Origin of the sequence: uncultured Nevskia sp. (assembly GCF_903885465.1) — a bacterium.
Taxonomy (GTDB): Bacteria; Pseudomonadota; Gammaproteobacteria; order Nevskiales; family Nevskiaceae; genus Nevskia.
In genome coordinates this window covers 1-19,839 of the sequence record NZ_CAISIQ010000097.1, presented here as the reverse complement: position 1 = coordinate 19,839, position 19,839 = coordinate 1, and the positions used below count along the sequence as shown (strand labels likewise).

The following is a 19,839-nucleotide window of genomic DNA, read 5'->3' as shown; positions in this document are numbered from 1 at the left end:
GATCACGTCATCGACGTCGGCGGCTCGGCGACGCTGGATCAGTCGATCAGCGCGGTCAAGGTCGGCGGCAGCCTGGTCATCATCGGCATCCTGGGCGGCCTGATGGCCGAGATCAATCTGGCCAAGCTGATGATGAAGCAGCAGCAGATCCGCCCGATCGCGGTCGGCAGCCGCGCCATGCAGTTGCGCATGGTCGAAGCCATCGAGAAGAGCGGCATGAAGCCGATCATCGATGCCCGCTTTCCGCTGAGCAAGATGGCCGATGCGTTCCGCTATCAGCTGTCAGGCCAGCACTTCGGCAAGATCGTCATCGATATCGACTGAAGCCGGAAATTGCTTAGGCTTCACTGGTGAACGAACCGAGAAAGAAGCGCGGCACCGTCGAAGCGCCCGCCGTCGAGGTCGCGAAGAATGCGCGCGGCCAACGGCGCAACCACGCCGCGCGGCTGACCACCACGCCAGCGCCGACGCCGAAGAAGCCGAAAGGGACCGCCAAGAAGCCGCGCGGTGCCGAGGTGCGCGAGCAGGTGTTGCACGCCGCGCTCGAATGCTTCGGTGCCTTCGGCTTCGAGGGCACGTCGACGCGGGCGGTGGCCGAGCGTGCCGGCGTCAGCCATCCGCTGCTGCTCTATCACTTCGAATCCAAGGAGCAGCTGTGGCTGAGCACGATGGAAGACGTGATCGGCCATTACCGGCTCGAGTTCGAGCAGCGGCTGGGGCTCACCGGCGTTGGCGATGCCGTGGCGGGCCTGCATGCCTTCATCGAGAACTTCGTGCGCTTTTCGGCGCGCGTGCCGCAACTGCACCGGATCATGGTTCAGCAGAGCACCCAGGGCAGCGGGCGTATCCACTGGCTGATCGAAACACATCTGCGCGCCTCGTTCGATCAGGTGATCGGCATGATCATCCGCGCCCAGGCCGAAGGGCGCGTGCGCGGCGGTGATCCGGCCCGCTTGTATTACGCGATCATCGGCCTGGCCGGTACCTTGATGTCGGTGTCCTCAGAGTTCCGCGAGCTGACCGGGCGCGATGTGTTTGCCGAGAGCGAAGTCGCGAAAACGATTCGCTACATCGACGACTTCGTTTTTCTCTGAGCGGCCGGTTTGGCTGCTGCAGGGGCAGCAGCTGAGGGGTCCGCGAACGCGGTGCTGGCGCTGATGTAGCCGAGCGATTCGGCGAGGCGATCCAGCTCCACGCCGTTGCGCTCGCCGATGAAGCGGGCGCAGTACATGACGATCATCCAGCTCAGCACTTCGGCGACATCGTCCGTGGCACCGGGGCGGCTGCGGCCCTTGCGCTTGATGGTGTCGAGCGACACGCGGCTTTGCGCGCAGATGCGGTCGACCATGGTCCGGTACAGGCTGGCCACGTTCTGATCGTAGGGCGCGGTGTCGTTAACGGCCGCGAGGATCGCCTGATGTTTCTTGAACGTCGCCACCATGCCGACCAGCGCCTGCTGCAGCACCTGATGGCGCGCGTCTTCGGCATCGCTGAGCCAGGTGCCGGTGCTGGCGATGATCTCCTCGGTGACCTGGCTCATCAGCCGCGCCACCAGTTCGCCCTTGTCGCGAAAGTGCAGGTAGAAGGTGCCGCGAGCGATGCCGGCTTCGTCGGTCAGTTGTTCGACGGTCAGTGCGGCGAAGCGATGGCCGTTTTCGAGCAGCCGCTCCATCGCCGCCAGCAGGCGTTCCTCGATGGTCAGCTTCGGCTGATCGCCGTGCTTGGCGCGGGTGCGTCGCGTCGGGCGGGATTCGATACGCGCCATGTCATCTTGAGTCCGGAAAGTGGGCTGATGATAAACGGGCCAATAGCGACTCTGGTTTATCAGTGTCGATTGGGTTTATTGGCGCACTGTCTATTCAATATTGACACCGTGTCAATTAGCAGTAATCCTAAGCTCACCAGCACCCGGACGATGGCAGCGCGCATCGTCGAGAGAGTGCGACAGGTCTGCAGATCCCATAGTGGAACCGCAGACGAAGAAGAACCAGCGAGGAGCCGTGATGACACCTGACAAGAGCCAGCCGAGCGCGGCGTGGATCGCCGAGTTGCGGGCGCGCTTTCCCACCGAGCGCGAGATCGATCGCGTGCTCACCCGCAAGATGCAGCGTCGCGCTGGCCCCGGCTATCAGCCGCTGGCATTGGAGACGCTGGTCGACGGCGTTCGCTCGCTGCTCGATGCCGAACTCAGCACGCCCTACGAACTGCGCGACGCGCGCTGGCTGTCCGGCGGTGCCTCGAAGCTGCAGATGGCCTTCACCCTGGAATGGCAGCACCCGCAGGACGGGCTGTCGTGCACGGCCATGGTGCTGCGCATGGAGCCCAGCGAATCGATCGTCGAGACCAGCCGTCTGCGCGAGTTCCAGCTGATTCGCGCGATGGAAGGCGTGGTGCCGGTGCCGCCGGTCTACTGGTGCGATTCCGAAGGCGATCATCTGCCGTATCCGGCGCTGATCTACGGCTTCGCGCCCGGCGTCACCAAGCCGAGCACCGCGGCCAGCGGCGTCAGCGGCCTCGGCACGCAATTGCCGGCGGATCTGCGCGCCAAGCTGGCGCCGCAGTTCGTCGAGCATCTGGCGAAGATCCACACCGCCGAATTCCGTGGCAAGGGTCTCGATGCTTTCGATATCCCCGAAGTGGGCACCACGCAATGCGCAGAATGGGGCATCAACTGGTGGGAGCGGGTCTGGGAAGAAGACTGCGATGAAGACGTGCCGCTGATGCGCCTCGCCGCTGCCTGGTTGCGCGCCAACCTGCCGGTGCTCGATCGTGCCGTGGTCGTCCATTCCGATTACCGCCTCGGCAACTTCCTGTTCACCGAGCACGACACCACGATCACCGCCTGGCTGGACTGGGAACTGGGCCGCATCGGCGATCGCCATCAGGACATTGCCTGGACCACCAGCCGCGCCTTCGGCGCGATGGCCGAGGACGGCAAGACCTTTCTGACTTCCGGCCTGATGCCGGAAGCCGAGTTCATCGCCGCCTACGAGAAGGCCACTGGTTTAAGCGTCAATCCCAAGACCGTGCATTGGTACAAGGTCTACAACGATTTCATGATGGCCACGCTGAGCCTGGCCACCGGCTATCGCACCGCGCGCGGCAGCAAGACCCATCAGGACGTGCTCGTCACCTGGCTGATCGGCATCGGACCGATGCTGCTCGAAGAGATGCGCAGCCTTATCGAGGAGAGCATCTGACATGCAGATGAGACCGCAGATCCAGTTGCAAGCTGTCATCAAGGCGCTGAGCGATGTCGTGCTGCCGGCGATCGATCCCAACAACAAGCTGGCGATCGAGCAGGGCAAGTTGTCGATCGGCCTGCTCGCGCTGCTGGCCCAGCAACTGCCGAACCAGTTCCGCTTCGACTGCGACGAACTGGCGCGGCTGATCGCCACTGCGCGCGAACTCGTTGCGCAGGCGAAGGGTGGGGAAGGCACGCAGGCCGCTGTCGCTGCGCTTTATGAAGCGACGCAGCTTGCCGGCAGCACGCTCGATACCGCCCAGGCGTCGCCGGCTGAGGTCGAAGCCATGGTGCGAGCGATGAGAGTCACCAGCGGCCAACTGGTCACCGAGGTCTATCGCGATGGCGAAGCCGGCTGCCGCGCAGGCATCCGCGATGCGGTGCTGGCGATGTCCAAGGAACAACTGCTGCGCGATCGCTCGATGCTGCTGATGCAGGGCTGGGAGCCGGACCCGAAGGCGGTGCCGCCGATCGCGTCGCTGCTCGATGCCAGCGCGCGCTGAAGCGATCAGAACCAACACGAAGCAGCCACGAACAACGAGGAGATTCCCATGAGCAAGCTGCCCCCGAACGGCCCGATGCCGATCCTGGATCCGGTCAATGATGGTCGCCACAAGCTGCGCAACCTGCCGCTGGAACGCGAGTCGATTCCCTATGTGATCGCACTGCCCGAGCAGGGCATCGCCGCCTTCGTCTACACCTGGGTGACCAAGGACAATCTTGCCGGCTCCGCACTCGCAGCCTACGGCCCCGGCATCGGCGATACGCCGGTGTTCGAAGCCGTCGATGGCATCCCGATGGGCCCCGAGAAGAATTTCGACAACTGGCAGGTCGGCAAGCTGCATCTGGCCCAGGACCTGAAACTGAAGACGGCGAAGTTCGGTGTGGTCACCGATCGAGTCGTCATCGAAGCCAATTACGAAGCGCTGCATCCGGCCTTTGCCTACAGCTTCCATCCCGATGGCTGCCCGGCGTTCGCGGCGACCGATCGCCTGGAACAGGCCGGCAGAGTGCACGGCACGATCAAGGTCGACGGCAAGGCGATCGCCTTCGATACCTTCTGCGCCCGCGATCACTCCTGGGGCACGCGCGACTGGGGCCAGCCGCAGCACTGGAAGTGGCTGCACGCCTATAACCAGGGCACCCAGGTGCATTTCTGGAAGATCGAGGTCGGCGGCCGCAGCGAGCTGCGCGGCTATCTGAATCGCGATGGCCAGTTCGCGCAGGTCGCCAATGTCGAGGTCTCGTTCACCACCGACGCTCGCTACCACCAGAAGACCATTTCGGCGACCGTCACCGATACCCTCGGCCGCAAGGTGCAGGTTGAAGGTGAGTACTTCGCGACCCTGGTGATGCCACCGGTGCCGACCTGCACGCTGGTCGAAGGCGCGATGCGCTGCACGATCGACGGCCAGGCCGCCGTCGGCTGGACCGAGTTCATGTGGCCGACCGATTACCTCGCCTACATGGCCTCGCTGCAGTCCTGATCCTTTTGACGCGCCCGGTCCTGTTTTTCCCCCACCGCCTTTTCGGACCGGGTGCTTTTTCTTCGCTGTGACGCGCCGCTCCCCGGCGCGTTGAATTCACCCGTGCAGGAGTGATCCGATGATCAAGCCCCAGGATGCCGAGTTCCATTTCAAGCCCGATTCCCACTGGCAGTGGGTGGAAACCGTGGCGCTGTCCTTCCATGTGCCGGGCACCACCGTCAGCGGCATCATCTATGTGCTGACCCGGCCGATGCTCGGCGTCTGCATGGTCGACGTGACCATCCATGACCGGATCACCGATCTCTGGGAAGAGCAGATCTACATCGACAACCAGCAGCACCTGCCTTGTCCGAAATCGCTGCTTGATTTCAGCTTGCCGAATGGTTTGAGCATCACTGCCACCGATCCGACCAAGCGCTACCACGCGCGCTACGAAGGCATCGACGACACCCATTTCGATCTCGATTTCCAGACCATCCACGAGCCCTACGATCTCAATGATCCGGCAATGGATCCGCTGGCTGCCGAGCGTCACGGCCCGGCCTGGGATACCTCCTGGTCCGGCCATTACGACGTCACCTACCGCATCCGCGGCCAGCTCACCGTGCGTGGCAAGCGTTACGACGTGGACTGCGTCGACACCGGCGATCGCAGCTGGGGCCCGCGTCCGGAACGCGACAATTCCTCGGTGATCTGGTGGCACGCCAGCTTCGGTGAAGCGCTGACCGCGCACCTGTTCGTTGCTCATGATCTGGCCAAGACCAACGACTACGGCAAGCTGGTCAGCGGCTATGTGCTCGAAGACGGCAAGACCTACGGCATCAAGGAAGCGCGCGGCACGCAGGAGTACCGGAAGGCGGTACCGATGGGCGGCGAGCTGGAAATCGTCGACGTGCGCGGCAAGCGTTTCCAGATGACTTACTCGGCGCTCAACAGCTGCTACTGGGCACCGTACCCGTCAAACACTTATCTTCAGAGCTTCATGCGGGTCAGTTGCGCGGGCCAGCTCGGTTACGGGGTACAGCAGATCGGCCTGAGCCGCGCCTATCTGACCCGCAACCGCGACGCGATTCGCGCGCGCTGCTGAGCCATAAACAGAAAGAACAGCGAGGAGAGCAGCATGGCAGTCGTGGACAAGAACCGTCCGAGCCCCGAGTGGATCGAACACCTGCGCAAGCGTTATCCCTGCGAGCAGGAAATCGATCGCGTGCTCACCCGCAAGCTCGAACGCCGCGCCGGGCCGCCGTACGCGCCGGTCAGTCTCGACACCTTGCAGGCCGGGACTGAAGCGCTGCTCAGAACCCAGCTGACCGAGCCTTTCACGATCACCGATACCCGCTGGTTGTCTGGCGGTGCCTCGAAGTTGCAGATGGCCTTCGTGCTGCACTGGAATCAGCCCGGCGTTGGCCGCAGCTCGACGCCGCTGGTGCTGCGCATGGAGCCTTCGGAAGCGATCACCGAAACCAGCCGTCTGCGCGAGTTCCAGATCATCAAGGCGATGGAAGGCAAGGTGCCTGTGCCGCCGACCTACTGGATCGATGCCTACGGTGAATACCTGCCGTATCCGGCGATCGTCTACGGCTTTGCCGAAGGCGTGACCAAGCCGTCGAAGTCGACCAGCACGGTCAGCGGCGTCGGCACCTCCATTCCGCCGGAGATACGCGAAACGCTCGGTCAGCAGTTCGTCGACCATTTGGTGACCACCCACACCTTCGACTGGCAGCAGGCCGACATCGGCGCCTACGATCGCCCGGCCGCTGGTACCGAAGCACTGGAATGGGCGTTGAATCACTGGGAACGCGTCTGGGAGGAAGACTCCCACGAGGACGTGCCGTTGATGCGCCTGACCATGGCCTGGCTGCGCCGGAACATGCCGCCGGTCGATCACATCTCGATGGTCCACGGCGACTATCGGCTCGGCAACTTCCTGTACACCGAGCACGATCTGCGCATCTCCGCCTGGCTCGACTGGGAACTGGCCTACCTCGGCGATCGCCATGAGGATCTGTCGTGGTCGGCGAAGCGCCAGTTCGGCCAGATGGCCGAAGACGGCAAGACTTTCCTGGTCGCCGGTTGTCTGCCGATCGAGGAATACCTGGCGCGCTATGAGCGCGCCTCGGGCCTCAAGGTCGATCCCGAGCGTATGCGCTACTACGACATCTTCAACAACTACAAATGTCTGGCCATCGTGCTGGCTACCGGCTACCGCGCGCCGTTCAACGGCAAGACCCATCAGGACGTGCTCGTTGCCTGGCTGAGCGGCATTTCCTATCCGCTGCTCGAAGAGCTGCGAACCCAGATGGCAGAGGTGCTCTGACATGGAACTTCGTCCCAGCTTTCAGATTCCAGCGCTGATCAAGTCGCTGACCGATGTCGTGCTGCCGGCCGTCGATCCCGCCAACAAGCTGGCCCAGGAACAGGGGCAGCTGGTGGTCGCCATGCTGCATCTGATGGCGCAGCGCCTGCCGCTGCAATACCGCTACGACTGCCACGAGCTGAAGCAGTTTCTCGGCCTGGCCGACAGCCTCGCGAGCCACGGCGCCGCAGTGCCCGAACTCGGCGAAACCTTGGCCGCGTTGGCGACCGATGCAGAAGCCGGCCGTGCCGTGCTGAGCCGGGCCGGTGTCGAACCTGCCGAGCTGGAAGCGACCAACCTGGCGCTGCGTACCAGCGTCGGCGCCGCCATCAGTGCCTCGGCAATGGCTGCCGATGGCCCTGCCACGAAAGCGATCAACGCCGCGGTGATGGCGCACGCGCAGGAGATGCTGCTGCGCGAACGCGCCTGGCTGGCGATGCAGGGCTGGGAAGGCCCGAACGCCGGGTTACCGGCGGTCGAGACGCTGATCGGCGGCTGAGAACGCTGCAGCAGCCCGCCTTAGATAGATTTCGGCAGCACCGAAAATCCCCTCCTGAGCACTCGGCTTTTGCTGAGTGCTCAGCCTCGGGCAGGCATTGACACAAATTTGCCTTTTGACGCGGCCAGACCAAGCCCAGCATAATTTGTTGAGAACGATTCTTATCCGTTCGACATGACAGCGGCCTGAAAGGGACGCCGCTGTGACGGGCCAGCCAGTGTTTCAGCCACGCCCTCCCCAAGCCACAAGTTCAACAGAAGTGCACGGCACCGCGACCTACGCGGAAGGCCCACGCGCTCGATCGGGAGAGTAGGGATGAAAGCTGGCAGTTCCACGATGCAATTGCGTGCGCGCAGGCCTCTGCGCCTGTTGTCGATGGCGATCGCCGGCAGCTTCGGCAGCTCGCTGGCCTTGAATCCGCTCGCTGCGCTGGCGCAGGACAGCGGCGAGTCGGTGCAGTTTTTCGAACTCAATCTCCCCGAACAACCGCTGGGCACGGCGCTGACCGCGCTCAGCCGCGAGACCGGTGTTCAGGTTGTCGTGGATCGTGAACTGCTGGCCGGTCGCCGCGCCGCGGCCCTGCAGGGCCGCTACAGCGCCGCACAGGCGCTGGAACGTCTGCTCGCCGGTTCTGGGCTGGCCGCGCGTAGCCAGGGCGCTAGCTGGCTGGTCGAATCATCCGGCGGCGGTGCCGTCGCATTGGCACCGGTCACGGTGGCGGGTGTGCGTGCCGAAGGCTTCAAGGCCGAAAACCAGCAGACGGCAACCAAGATGCAGCTGAGCCTGCGCGAAACGCCGCAGTCGGTGACCGTCATCACTCGCGAATCGCTGGACGCGCGCCAGGTGCAGACGCTCGGCCAGGCGCTGGAATTGTCCGCCGGTGTTGCCCAGTTCAGCGGCAACGGACCGTTCGCCAGCCAGCCTTCGTTCGGCTTCAACCAGACGACGATCCGGGGCATCGCCATCGATGACCTGTACGACTTCCGCGAGGACGGCTTCGTCAATGGCTCGTACTTCTCGCTGCCGGATCTGGCGATCTACGACCGTATCGAAGTGGTCAAAGGCCCGAACTCGGTGCTCTATGGCCGTGGCAGCGTCGGCGGCCTGATCAATCGCGTGCGCAAGAAGCCACTGGCCGATGCTCGCGCCGATATTGAAGTCACTGCCGGCTCGTTCGACACCTATCGCGCCGACGTCGATGTCACCGGTCCGCTCGGCACCGACAAGGCTCGCGGCCGCCTGGTCGCCGCATATGCCGATACCGGTTCGTTCGTCGATGGCCCGGAAGCGCAGCGCACGGTGGTCGCGCCGAGCGTGGAACTGGACCTGACGTCGACCACCAAGCTGCTGGTGCACGGCCTGTATCAGAGCGAAGACATCATCGCCAACACCGGTATCCCGCTGCGTGCAACCGCGATTGGCTACGACGCGCCGAATATTCCGCGCAGTCAATACAACGGAATAATCACGGCCAAGCCCTACACCTGGGAAACGCTGGCGGCGACGGCCATGCTGGAACAGAAGCTCGGCGACCGCTGGCTGGCCACCTTGCGCCTGAACGCCACACGCATCGACACGCCGCTCAAGGTCGATGCCTATGCCTACCGCTTTGCTGAAGGTGACGACCCGAAGACTGAAAATGTCATCGAGCGGCGTGGCGACACAGCCGTTGTCGGCAATGACTTCGAGATCGATCGCGAAATCTGGTCCGGCGAGCTGCAGCTGTCCGGTGCTTTCGATGCCTTCGGCCGTGAAGTGAAAACCACCTTCGGCGTCGATCACAACAGCAACAACTACTCACGGCGCGGCTCCTATACCGCTTACGCCGCCGGCAACATCTACGACAACGTTTTCGAGCAGCCGAATCCCGAACTGTTTCCAGGCGCGTTCTTCGGTGGCAATCCAAGTGCGACCGGCTTCTATGTGCAGGGGCAAGTCCGGCCGATCGAAAGGCTCAGCGTGCTGCTCGGCCTGCGTTACGACGAAGTGTCGCTGCGCTCATTCAGTGGCGACGAAAACGACGTCAAGAAGGATTCGGTTCGCGATGTCACCGGCCGCATCGGCCTAACTTACGACCTGAGCGAGCAGGTCTCTATCTACACGCTGTATGCGCAATCGTTCGAGCCGGTGCTGTTTGCCACGGACATCAACGACAATCTGCTGAAACCGGAAACCGGCGTGGTTTACGAATTTGGCGCCAAGACCGAATGGTTCGCGGGACGGTTAGGTGTCAACGCGGCGCTGTACCGCATCGAGCGCGAGAACATTGCGGTCAGCGTCCCAGTAGGGCCCACCGGAGATCCGTACTCGATATCCAGCGGCCTGCAGCGGTCGGATGGCTTCGAAATCGAAGCCAACGGCCGGCCGCTTCCTGGCTGGGATATCAGCCTGGCGCTCAATCGCGTCGAATCGGAGTTCAAGGACCCCTTGGACCCGTTCTACGGCCGCACGCCGGGCGGCAGCGCCCGTTGGCAGGCGGCGATGTATACGGCTTACGAGCTGCAGACCGGTCCGCTCAAGGGCTTCGGCGCCGGTCTTACCGGCTTCGCTATCGACGATCGTGGTGTCAGCACCTTCATCGTCGGCACCATTCCCGGCTACGAGCGGCTCGATCTGAACGCGTTCTACAAGGGCTTCCGCGATGTCCAGATCGATCTGACCCTGCGCAACGTCACCAATGCCCGTTACATCGAAGGCGCGGATCGCAACAACGGCCTTGCCCAGTTCGGTTCGCCGACCGCGGTGCTGCTGAACTTGCGCTACCGTTTCGACGGCAAGCGTCGCTAAGGAACAGCAATGGCATCGGTTTCACATCCACCGTGGTACGTCGCGTCCCGCGTGCTGGCCAGCACGCTGGGCGGCTATGCGTTCACCTGGGGCTTCATCTCGCTCGGGGCGATGCTGCTGTTCGCGGCCGGCATGAACCTGGAAGAAGCGTCCAGCCTGTCTTCGATGCTCGGCTTTCTGGTGCTGCTGTGGGGCTTCTGCTGGGCGTTCGTCGCGGCCAGCCTGACGCGGGTCTGGTCAGTGCTGGCCGGTGGTGGCGTGGTGATGCCGGCGGCCGGCTGGGGGCTGTCGCGCGCGCTGATGTGAGGCGCTAGAGATGTTTCCGAATTTCCGCTTGTCGATGACCTGGCTGCACACCTGGTTCGGCCTGCTGCTGGGCTTCGTGCTGATGGTGGCGTTCTTCTTCGGCTCGCTGTCGGTGTTCGATCGCGAGATCGATCGCTGGGCGATTCCGGCAACGCGCATCGAAGCCAGGCCGATGCCGTCCTTCGACACCACGCTGGCGCCGATCTTCCGCACCATCACCGATCCTGATCCCGATGAATTAGCGGCCGCCAAGACGCGAGTCAGCCAGCCCTTGCCGGACAAGCTCGCGGTGATGACCTGGAGCGCGTTCACCACTCATCGTGATCCGGTGCTGCGCATGTTCGTCGAGTTCAAAGTGCCGAACTCGCCGCTGCCGGACGATCACATCCACGGCAGCATCACCATCGACCCGCGCGATGGCAAGCAGCTGCCGGAAAATCGTCTGGCGATCGGCTCCGAATTCTTCTATCCGATGCACTTCAGCCTGCATCTCAACTGGGCCGATATCGGTTACTGGATCGTCGGCTTCGCAGCACTGGCGATGCTGGCGGCGCTGGTGTCTGGCGTGGTCATGCACCGCAAGATCTTCCGCGAGTTCTTCACCTTCCGGCCGAACAAGAAGATTCAGCGCAGCACGCTGGATCTGCACAATCTCAGCGGCGTGGTAGCGCTGCCGTTTCATTTCCTGTGGGCGCTGTCCGGGCTGATCATCTTCGCCGGCCTGTATTTTCCGGTGCTGGGCACGATGATGCGGCCGCTGGCCGCGGCCCAGGAAAAGCTCGAGGCGACGCAGACCGGCCTGGATCTGGAGCCGTCCGGCACACCGGGCACGCTTGCTTCCGTCGACGGCATGGTCGCCGAGGCCAAGGCGATGTGGGTGGAGCGCGGGGTTCCGGGCGAAGTCGGTTTTCTGATCGTTCACCACGTCGGCAGCTCGAACGCCTATGTCAGCGTCTACCGTGACAACACCGATCGGGTCGGCGGCGGCCCGGGCCTGCACTTCCAGGGCTCCACCGGCAAGCTGATCCATGAAGATCCGCCGGAGGGCGCGGTGTCGACCGTCAACAGCTTCCTGATCGGCATGCATCTGCAGCGCTTCAAACACTGGACCCTGCGCTGGCTGATCTTTGCCGGCGGCATCCTGAGCAGCGTCTGCATCGTCACCGGCTTAGTGTTTTTCGTCGAGAAGCGCAAGCGCCAGCACTCCGAGCAACGCCGCAGCGGCGCCCGCTGGGCCGATGCGCTGGCGGTGACCACGGTGACCGGCATGGTCGTCGCCACGCTGGCGATCCTGGTTGCCAACCGACTGTTGCCGGAGGAACTGGCGCAACGCGATCTCTGGGAAAAGAGCACGTTCTGGGCGGCCTGGGCGCTGTGCCTGGTGCATGCGATCTGGCGTTCGTCCGCGGTGCTGAAGGCGCGTACTTCGCCAGCCTGGGCCGAGCAGTGCTGGGCCATCGTGGTGCTCGCCATCGGCGCGGTGCTGCTCAATGCGGTGACCACTGGCGATCACCTGTTCAAGACCTTGTCCGAGGGCTACTGGCCGGTCGCGGGCACCGATCTGATGATGCTCGCCTGCGCGGCGCTGGCCGCGATTGCTGCGCGCCGTCTGCAACGCCGCGCCACGGCGGCGGCGCGCGCGGTTGATCAAGACAGCGAATTACGAGAAGTCCGACATGCCTGATGCCGTTCTGCTGATCGCCGCGCTATTCACCGCCTGCCTCGGCATGGCCTGGCTGGCGCTGGCGATGGATGTGCACTGGAAGCAGGTCTGCGGATCAGCGTCGCCTTCGCCAGTGATCTCGAAGCTGCTCCGCGGCCTCGGCTTCGCGACCTTGCTGGCAGCGCTCCTGCTGTGCCTGGAAGCGGATACCGCGACGATGGCGGTGCTGGTCTGGATGATGGCGCTGGCGGTGGCTGCGGTCACCGTCGCCTTCGTGCTCAGCTGGCGGCCTCGGCTGCTGGCCGTGCTACTGCCGTGGCGGAGGCCGACCGCGCGCTGACCATCGGTGCTTGTGGATGCGAATCATTCTCAATAAAATGAGACAGCCAGCAATTTCCCATGCCAGCAAGCCCCTTGCCGTCACCGGAGATTCGCGTGCCCAAATATTCCGCCGGACTGGTTGTTGAACCATCCCGCCTGGTCTTCGATCTGGAGACCTTGCTGATCGATACCGTGGCCGGTGTTCAGCATGCGCTCGATGCCGTGGCGCGCAAGCAGCGCGCCAATTGGCGGCGGCTGCTGAACCTTGAAGATCTGCGTTCGACGCGTCTGGAAACGCTGCTTGCCGACATCGCCGGCTCAGCCGATCCCAAGCTGATCGAAAAGTTGAGCCAGGACTACTGGAAGCTGTACGAGCAGGAAAGTCGCTATCAGGCGCCGTTGCGCGAAGGCGCGATGGAACTGGTGGAAGCGCTCAGGGAGCAGGGCAGCGAGCTGCACTACATCACCACCCTGGGCCCGGAAGCGGCCACGCGGCTGACCCGTCATCACGCGCTCAATCGCATGATCACCTCGATCTACACCAGCCCCGCGCCGATCTGCGCTTATGCGCGCGCCGGCGTGTTCGGGCACTTCATTTCGGAGTCCGGCCATGCGCCGGAATCCTTCCTGCTGCTCAGCGACCACCTGCCGGAGTTGATGACTGCGCAGCGGCTTGGCGTGCCGGCGCTGGGCCTTGCCTACGGCCATGCGCCGCAGCTTGTCCTGGAAACCTTGCCCGGCGTGCTGGGCGTGGCCTCGTCGCCGGCTGATGTCATCGACTGGCTGAATGCGCGCAACCTCGCCAACCAGCACGTGCAGGCTGCCGCTACCCGTTACGCCGCCAGGCTGCACTGATTCCATCGCCTGTCCATGAATGACGTCGCCGAAACCACGCTCGACGCGGAAGCGCCGCTCGGCGAAACGCTGCAGTCCCTGCTGAACCGCGGCGATTCGGTCGGCGCGCTGGCGCTGTGTCGAGCGCGCATCGCGCAAGCACCTGATGGGCCGGACGCGCATCGTCATCTCGGCCAGATGCTGGCGGCGTCCGGCGCCTTCGATGCTGCGCATCGTCACGCCCGCCGCGCCTGCGAGCTGGCGCCGGACGATCCGCGCAGCTGGTCGGACCTCGGCCGTGTCCATGCGCTGGAAGGCAAGTTCGATGACGCAGCGCAGTGCTTCGCCGAAGCGATCCGCATCGACGATCGTCATGCCGATGCCTGGCACAACCTCGGCACGGCGCTGAAGAAACGCGGTGATCGTGACGGTGCTTTCAAGGCACTGAAGACTGCGTTGCTGATCGACCCCAGCCGCGCCGACACCTATCTGAATCTCGGCAATCTGCTGATCGATGCTGGCCAACTCGAAGACGCGCTGGAATGTTTCGAGCGCGCCGCGAGGCACGATCCGGCACTGGCCCGCGCACGCAGCCGGCTGGCTCAGTATTTCTCGCAGGCCGGCAAGGTCAAGCAGGCAGAATCGCTGTTCCGGCAGGCGCTGGGGCTCGATCCGGATCATCTGCAAGGCTGGTTCGGGCTAGGCCGCACCTTGGAAGATCTCGGCGAGGCCGAGGGTGCGCTCGGCTGCTATCTGCAGGTGCTGAACCGGCGCCCGCAGCATGCACAGGCGCTCGGCCAGTATCTGGCGCTGGTGCGCGACGAACCCGAAGCCGGCGTGCTGAGCATGGCGCGGACGCTGCTCGAAAATCCGGCCGTGAAAGACGAGGCGAGGGCGCTGATCGGCTATGGCCTCGTCAAGTTTCATGACCGACGCCAGGATTACGCGCAGGCCGCCGCGGCCGGCCTTGCCGGCAATGCCGCGCGCCGTCAGGCGAACGGGCCGCTGGATCGCGCGGCACTCAGCCAGCGCATCGACCGGATCATCGAAACCTTCGATGGCGCCTTCTTCGAAAGCCGCCGTCGTCTCGGTCTGGGCACCGATCAGCCGGTGTTCATCGTCGGCCTGCCGCGCTCCGGCACCACCTTGACCGAGCAGATTCTTGCGTCCCATCCGCTGCTTCATGGCGCGGGTGAACTGCCCGATCTGTCGCGGCTCGCCAATGGTGTGATCGGCAACGACGAAGAGCCTTGGCAGGCGGCGCAGAAGCTCGACGAGATGAGCAGCCGAACGCTGGCGCTGGATTATCTGAAAGCGCTGCGCGAAGACGCGCTGAAATCGGCCTCGCGTATCAGCGACAAGTCGCCGCTGAATTTCTTCCAGCTGGCCTTCGCCGCGCTGCTGTTTCCGAATGCCCGAGTCGTCCACTGCATCCGCGATGGCCGCGACAATGCCCTGTCGATCTGGATGGAAAACTTCAGCCCCGATCAGCGCTACGCCACCGATTTCGACGATCTCGCCTTCTTCCGCCAGCAGTACCTGCGGCTGATGGCGCACTGGCGCCAGGTGCTGCCGCTGAAGATCCTCGAGCTGCGCTACGAAGACACCGTGGCCGATCTCGAAGGCCAGGCGCGGCGGCTGATCGGTTTTCTCGATGCGCCTTGGGATGCGCGCTGTCTGGCTTTCCACAAGGCCGAACGCGCGGTGCAGACACCGAGCCGCTGGCAGGTGCGACAGCCGATCTACACGAAGTCTGTCGCGCGCTGGAAAGCCTACGCCGAGCATCTGCCGGCACTGGATCGAGCGTTCCGCGACGATCAAGCAGGAGAACCGTGCTGATGAGAATCCCAGCCTTATTGGCGCCGCTGGCGCTGCTGCTCGCCGCCTGCAGCGTAACGCCGCCCGCCGCCGCACCCGTTGCCGACACTGCCCGTTTCAATGCCGATCGGAAGGCGATCCTGGCAATGGCCGGCGAGTTCAAGGTGGCCTTCCAGTTCGATGAGGACGTGCCGCTGAAAGCCGGTTACAAGCCGCACGAACCGCATCGCAGCGGCGCCTTCGAGTTCGTCGAAGTGCTCGAAGACAGCAGCACGCGGATCGTCCTTCAGCATGTGCTGGTGATCGGTGACGATGTGATCAAGCACTGGCGGCAGGACTGGCAATACCAGCGCACGCGTCTCTGGGCCTACACCGGCGATGACACCTGGGCGCGTCGTGATCTCGGCGCGGCCGAGGCCGCCGGCACCTGGACGCAGGCGGTCTGGCAGGTCGATGACAGCCCGCGCTATGCCGGCATCGGCCGCTGGACGCATGAGGGCGGCGTGTCGTCGTGGACTTCGGAAGTGGAATGGCGGCCCTTGCCGCGCCGCGAACTGACCACCCGCAACGACTACGACAAGCTCACCGGCAGCAATCGCCAGACCATCACGCCGACCGGCTGGGTGCACGAGCAGGACAACCTGAAGATCGATCGCAAGGCCGCTGGCGGTGAACAGGTGCTGACCCACGAACGCGGCCTGAACACCTACACCCGGATCAGCGATTACGACTTCAGCAAGGGCCGCCAGTACTGGCAGGAAACCCGCGACTACTGGGCCGTGGTTCGCCAGGCCTGGGACGACCGCTTCGCCAGGCACGATCGGCTGGTGATCCACGCCGCGCAGGGCGAGGAGCGGCTGTATCAATCGATGTTCGAGCAGGCCGAGGCGCTGAGCAATCAGAAGATGGCCGCTGCCGAAATGCGCAGCTGGATCGACCGCGTGCTCGATCGCTTCGTCGAGCCCTCGCAACTCGCGGCCAGGACGCCGTGAACTGCGCTTCCTTTCACCCGGCGCGCGCAGCGTCGATGTTGCCGCCGCCAAGGATGACGGCCAGCAGCACAGTCAATGGCGACTGACTGCGCCCTCCAATTCCCTCACCGACCTCGTGCCGGTGCCTGCCTTCCCCCGAGACAAACGACTTCCATGCCCCTGCTTTCCCGAATCTCCTGCGCCGCGCTGGCCTTTTCCGCAACCCACGTGCTTGCCGCGCCTGAGGCTGCAACGCCGCCCGTGTCAGCAACGACGGCCGATGCTCCGGCGACAGCCAGCGAAGAAGCCGTGCAACTCGAAACTGTGGTGGTCAGCGCCAGTGCCGATGCGTCGGCGCAGGGCCTGTCGCGGGCCTATGCGGGTGGTCAGGTGGCACGTGGAGGAAGGGCCGGCATCCTCGGCACGCGGGACAATCTCGAAACGCCGTTCTCGATCACCAGCTACACCAATGCGCTGATCCAGGATCGCCAGGCGAAGAGCGTCGGCGACGTGCTGCAGTCCGATTCCGGCGTGCGCGTAGCGCGTGGCTTCGGCAACTTCCAGGAGTCGTACATCATCCGCGGCTTCGTCCTCGGCTCGGACGATGTCGCCTACAACGGTCTGTACAGCCTGCTGCCACGGCAGTACATCGCCACCGAACTGTTCGAGCGCGTGGAAGTGCTGCGGGGTGCCTCGGCGTTCCTGACTGGTGCCAATCCCGGCGGTGGCGGCATTGGCGGCGCGATCAACCTGCTGCCGAAGCGCGCGCCGAACGATCCGCTGACCCGCTTCACCGCCGGCACCGGCAATGGCCCCTATGGCAGCGGCGCGCTCGACGTGGCCCGCCGCTTCGGTACCGACAATGCCTTCGGCGTGCGCATCAACGCGGCCTATCGCGATGGCGATACCGCGGTCGATGACGAACAGGCGAAGCTCGGCCTGGTCTCGATCGGGCTCGACTGGCGCGGCGATTCGGCACGCCTGTCCGGCGACATCGGCTACCAGAACAACCAGCTCGACCAGACTCGCACCAACATCCAGCTCGGTGCCGTGACCCGCGTGCCCGATGCGCCGGACGCCAGCAAGAACTACGCGCAACCCTGGTCGTACTCGAACGAGCGCGATCTGTTCGGCACGCTGCGTGGCGAGTACGACATCATCAAGAACCTCACCGCCTACGCGGCCTATGGCTTGCGTCGCAGCAAGGAAGCGAACTCGCTGGCCAACATCACGGTCACCGATGCCGACACCGGCGCAGCCAATACCTCGCGCTTCGACAACACCCGCAAGGACCGTGTCGATACCGGCGAAGTCGGCCTGCGAGGCAAGCTGGCGACCGGGCCGGTCAATCACGAACTGGTGTTCGCCGCGTCCTACTTCGAGGCCGAGAAGGACAACGCCTATGCCTTCGATTTCTTCAACACCTTGGCGACCAATCTATACACGCCGACCGAGTCGCCACGTCCGGATTTCAGCGCCAACACCTTCGTCGGCAACGAACTCGATAATCCGGAACTGACCAATCGCACGACGCTGACCAGCTATGCCATCGGCGATACGCTGGATTTCCTCGACAAGCGCCTGCTGCTGACGCTCGGCCTTCGCCATCAGACGCTGAAGGTGGAGAACTACGCCTACACCACCGGTGAGCCTGCTCCGGTTTACGACGACTCGCGGCTGAGTCCATCGGTTGGTCTGGTGATCCGCGCGACCAAGCAGATTTCGCTGTACGCGAACTACATCGAAGGTCTGACCCAGGGCGACACCGCACCGAGTCAGGCCACGGCAACGCCGGGCAAGGTGCTGGCGCCGTATGTGTCGCGGCAGAAGGAAGTGGGCATGAAGTTCGATGCCGGCAAGCTCGGCGGCGGTCTGGCGCTGTTCACCACCAAGCGGCCAAGTGGCCTGGTCAACGCCCAGAACGAATTTCAGGCCGGCGGCCAGGATCGTCATCAGGGTGCCTAGTTGAACGTCTACGGCATCGCGGCCCCCGGTCTGAAAGTGCTCGGTGGTGTGACCTGGCTCGACGCCGAGCAGAAGACGACGAGTGGCGGCGCGACTGACGGCAATCGCGTGATCGGCGTGCCGCGCATCCAGAGCAACATCGGCCTCGAATGGGCGCTGCCGGTACTGCCCGACATGGCGCTCGATACGCGCTTCGTGCAGACCGGTGCCAGCTACTACGACTCGGCCAATGCGCTGCGCGTACCGGGCTGGGCGCGGATCGATCTCGGTGCGCGTTATCGCATCGACGTCAGTGGCCACGAGCTGACCCTTCGTGCCCGCATCGATAACGTCACTGACAAGGACTACTACGCCTCGGCCGGCGGTTTCACCGGGCTGGGCTATCTCGTGGTCGGCGCGCCGCGCAGCTTCGTGTTCAGCGTCGCCGTCGATCTCTGAAGCCTGCCGTCATGCTCGCGATGCAGCCGAAGTTCTTGCCCCGCGTCGCCAGTTCGCTGGCGCCGACGATGCGAACCGTGAGCCGCGTGCTGCTGGCGGTGGTCGGGGCTTACTTCTTCACCACCGCGAGCGTGATGCTCGCGGCGCGCGGCATCGCGGACCTCGGCTTGTTCAGCCGCAGCGATGCGGTGGTGCTCGCCGCGATGTTCGGCTTCCTGCTCTATCTGGGCTTGCTGCTGTGGGCGTTCGCCGAGCGGCGGTTGTGGCGGTTGGCGATCGTGCTGGGTGGCGGCACGCTGCTGCTGCACGGTGCCGCCTCGCTGCTGCAGACGCCGGCCTGAGCCCGCAAAGAACTCGGTCATGGATGACACCTTCCGCAAATCGATGGGCTGGCTGCACACCTGGGCCGGCGTGGTGCTGGGCAGCGTGATGTTCGCGATGTTCTGGATGGGATCGTTAAGCGTGTTCGATCGCGAAATCGACCGCTGGATGATGCCCGCCACCCGGCTCGCAGCACCGCCAGCGGATTTCTCGCTGGATCGCAGCGTGCTGCCGATCGCCCGGGAACTGGCGGCCGCTTCGCCACAGTGGGGCATCAGCTTGCCAACCGAGCGCACGCCGGTGCTGCGGCTCAACTACGTCGGCGCCGACAAGCAGCGCATGCGCCGTGATTTCGATCCAACGACGGGCGCACTGATTGCCGATCAGGGCACGCTCGGCGGCACCGGTTTCATCTATCCGTTCCACTACATGCTGCACATCAAGTGGCGGCAGATGGGTTACTGGATCGTTGGCGTGACGGCGATGGCGATGCTGGTGCTGCTGGTCAGCGGCGTGATCATCCACAAGAAGATCTTCACCGACTTCTTCCTGTTCCGGCCGAAGAAGCAGTTGCAGCGCGCCAGTCTCGATCTGCACAACCTCAGCGGCGTGCTCGGCCTGCCGTTCCATTTCGTCATGGTGCTGTCGGGCCTGATCATCTTCATGGGTATCTATTTCCCGACGGCACCGCTGCTCACTTACGCCGATACGCCGGATGCGAAGAAGGCGTTCACTGACGATGCCTACGGCCGCTATAACCGTGACAAGGCCAATCAACCGGGCACCCTGGCGTCGCTCGACGCGATGATCGCCAGCGCCGAAAAGCAGT

General features: G+C 64.2%; 18 protein-coding genes and 1 pseudogene. 18 read left to right on the top strand and 1 reads right to left on the bottom strand.

Annotation, left to right across the window (positions count from 1 at the left end; genetic code table 11):
* Positions 1–324 (top strand): zinc-binding dehydrogenase (locus QZY06_RS03735; protein ID WP_295680371.1); only part of this gene is annotated, 324 nt, incomplete at its 5' end.
* Between the two features lie 26 nt (positions 325–350).
* Positions 351–1,094 (top strand): TetR/AcrR family transcriptional regulator, encoded by a 744-nt coding sequence (locus QZY06_RS03730; RefSeq protein WP_295680369.1) that lies wholly within the window; start codon positions 351–353, stop codon positions 1,092–1,094.
* Here the strand turns inward: QZY06_RS03730 and QZY06_RS03725 are convergent.
* Positions 1,067–1,765, bottom strand: a complete 699-nt coding sequence (locus QZY06_RS03725) for a TetR/AcrR family transcriptional regulator (RefSeq protein ID WP_295680366.1) — start codon at positions 1,763–1,765, stop codon at positions 1,067–1,069. The two genes, QZY06_RS03730 and QZY06_RS03725, sit on opposite strands and share 28 nt — an antisense overlap.
* Before the next feature lie 238 nt (positions 1,766–2,003).
* Here QZY06_RS03725 and QZY06_RS03720 point away from each other — a divergent pair, with 238 nt between their 5' ends.
* The 16 genes and pseudogenes from QZY06_RS03720 to QZY06_RS03645 all read left to right on the top strand — a co-directional run.
* The gene (locus QZY06_RS03720) at positions 2,004–3,200 is read left to right on the top strand and encodes a phosphotransferase family protein (RefSeq protein ID WP_295680364.1); all 1,197 of its coding nucleotides are present in this window, start codon (positions 2,004–2,006) and stop codon (positions 3,198–3,200) included.
* Between the two features lies 1 nt (position 3,201).
* Positions 3,202–3,747: a hypothetical protein gene (locus tag QZY06_RS03715; RefSeq protein ID WP_295680361.1), complete on the top strand. Its 546-nt coding sequence runs from the start codon at positions 3,202–3,204 to the stop codon at positions 3,745–3,747.
* Positions 3,748–3,795: 48 nt separating this feature from the next.
* Positions 3,796–4,731 (top strand): hypothetical protein, encoded by a 936-nt coding sequence (locus QZY06_RS03710; protein ID WP_295680360.1) that lies wholly within the window; start codon positions 3,796–3,798, stop codon positions 4,729–4,731.
* 118 nt (positions 4,732–4,849) lie between these two features.
* Complete coding sequence (locus QZY06_RS03705) at positions 4,850–5,818, top strand: hypothetical protein (protein ID WP_295680358.1); 969 nt, start codon at positions 4,850–4,852, stop codon at positions 5,816–5,818.
* 33 nt (positions 5,819–5,851) lie between these two features.
* Entirely contained in the window at positions 5,852–7,048 is a 1,197-nt protein-coding gene (locus QZY06_RS03700) for a phosphotransferase family protein (protein ID WP_295680356.1), read from the top strand.
* Between the two features lies 1 nt (position 7,049).
* Positions 7,050–7,586, top strand: coding sequence for a hypothetical protein (locus QZY06_RS03695; RefSeq protein ID WP_295680353.1), 537 nt, complete (start codon positions 7,050–7,052; stop codon positions 7,584–7,586).
* Positions 7,587–7,922: 336 nt separating this feature from the next.
* The gene (locus tag QZY06_RS03690; protein ID WP_295680351.1) at positions 7,923–10,373 is read left to right on the top strand and encodes a TonB-dependent siderophore receptor; all 2,451 of its coding nucleotides are present in this window, start codon (positions 7,923–7,925) and stop codon (positions 10,371–10,373) included.
* Between the two features lie 9 nt (positions 10,374–10,382).
* A complete protein-coding gene (locus tag QZY06_RS03685) occupies positions 10,383–10,679 on the top strand; it encodes a hypothetical protein (protein WP_295680348.1) in 297 nt (98 codons plus the stop codon).
* A gap of 10 nt (positions 10,680–10,689) precedes the next feature.
* Positions 10,690–12,363: a PepSY domain-containing protein gene (locus tag QZY06_RS03680; protein WP_295680345.1), complete on the top strand. Its 1,674-nt coding sequence runs from the start codon at positions 10,690–10,692 to the stop codon at positions 12,361–12,363.
* Positions 12,356–12,682: a DUF3325 family protein gene (locus QZY06_RS03675; RefSeq protein WP_295680341.1), complete on the top strand. Its 327-nt coding sequence runs from the start codon at positions 12,356–12,358 to the stop codon at positions 12,680–12,682. The genes QZY06_RS03680 and QZY06_RS03675 overlap by 8 nt, the downstream gene beginning before the upstream one ends.
* A 95-nt stretch (positions 12,683–12,777) precedes the next feature.
* Entirely contained in the window at positions 12,778–13,518 is a 741-nt protein-coding gene (locus tag QZY06_RS03670; protein WP_295680338.1) for an HAD family hydrolase, read from the top strand.
* A gap of 15 nt (positions 13,519–13,533) precedes the next feature.
* On the top strand, positions 13,534–15,336 hold the full coding sequence (locus QZY06_RS03665) for a tetratricopeptide repeat-containing sulfotransferase family protein (RefSeq protein ID WP_295680335.1): 1,803 nt from the start codon (positions 13,534–13,536) through the stop codon (positions 15,334–15,336).
* Positions 15,336–16,307 carry a DUF6607 family protein gene (locus QZY06_RS03660; protein ID WP_295680332.1) on the top strand — a complete coding sequence of 324 codons (972 nt, stop codon included), beginning with the start codon at positions 15,336–15,338 and terminating at the stop codon, positions 16,305–16,307. Before QZY06_RS03665 ends, QZY06_RS03660 begins: the two co-directional genes overlap by 1 nt.
* A gap of 153 nt (positions 16,308–16,460) precedes the next feature.
* Positions 16,461–18,689 (top strand): annotated as a pseudogene (locus QZY06_RS03655) (TonB-dependent receptor).
* Positions 18,690–18,700: 11 nt separating this feature from the next.
* Positions 18,701–19,030, top strand: a complete 330-nt coding sequence (locus QZY06_RS03650; RefSeq protein ID WP_295680328.1) for a hypothetical protein — start codon at positions 18,701–18,703, stop codon at positions 19,028–19,030.
* A gap of 19 nt (positions 19,031–19,049) precedes the next feature.
* Positions 19,050–19,839 (top strand): PepSY domain-containing protein (locus QZY06_RS03645; protein ID WP_295680325.1); only part of this gene is annotated, 790 nt, incomplete at its 3' end.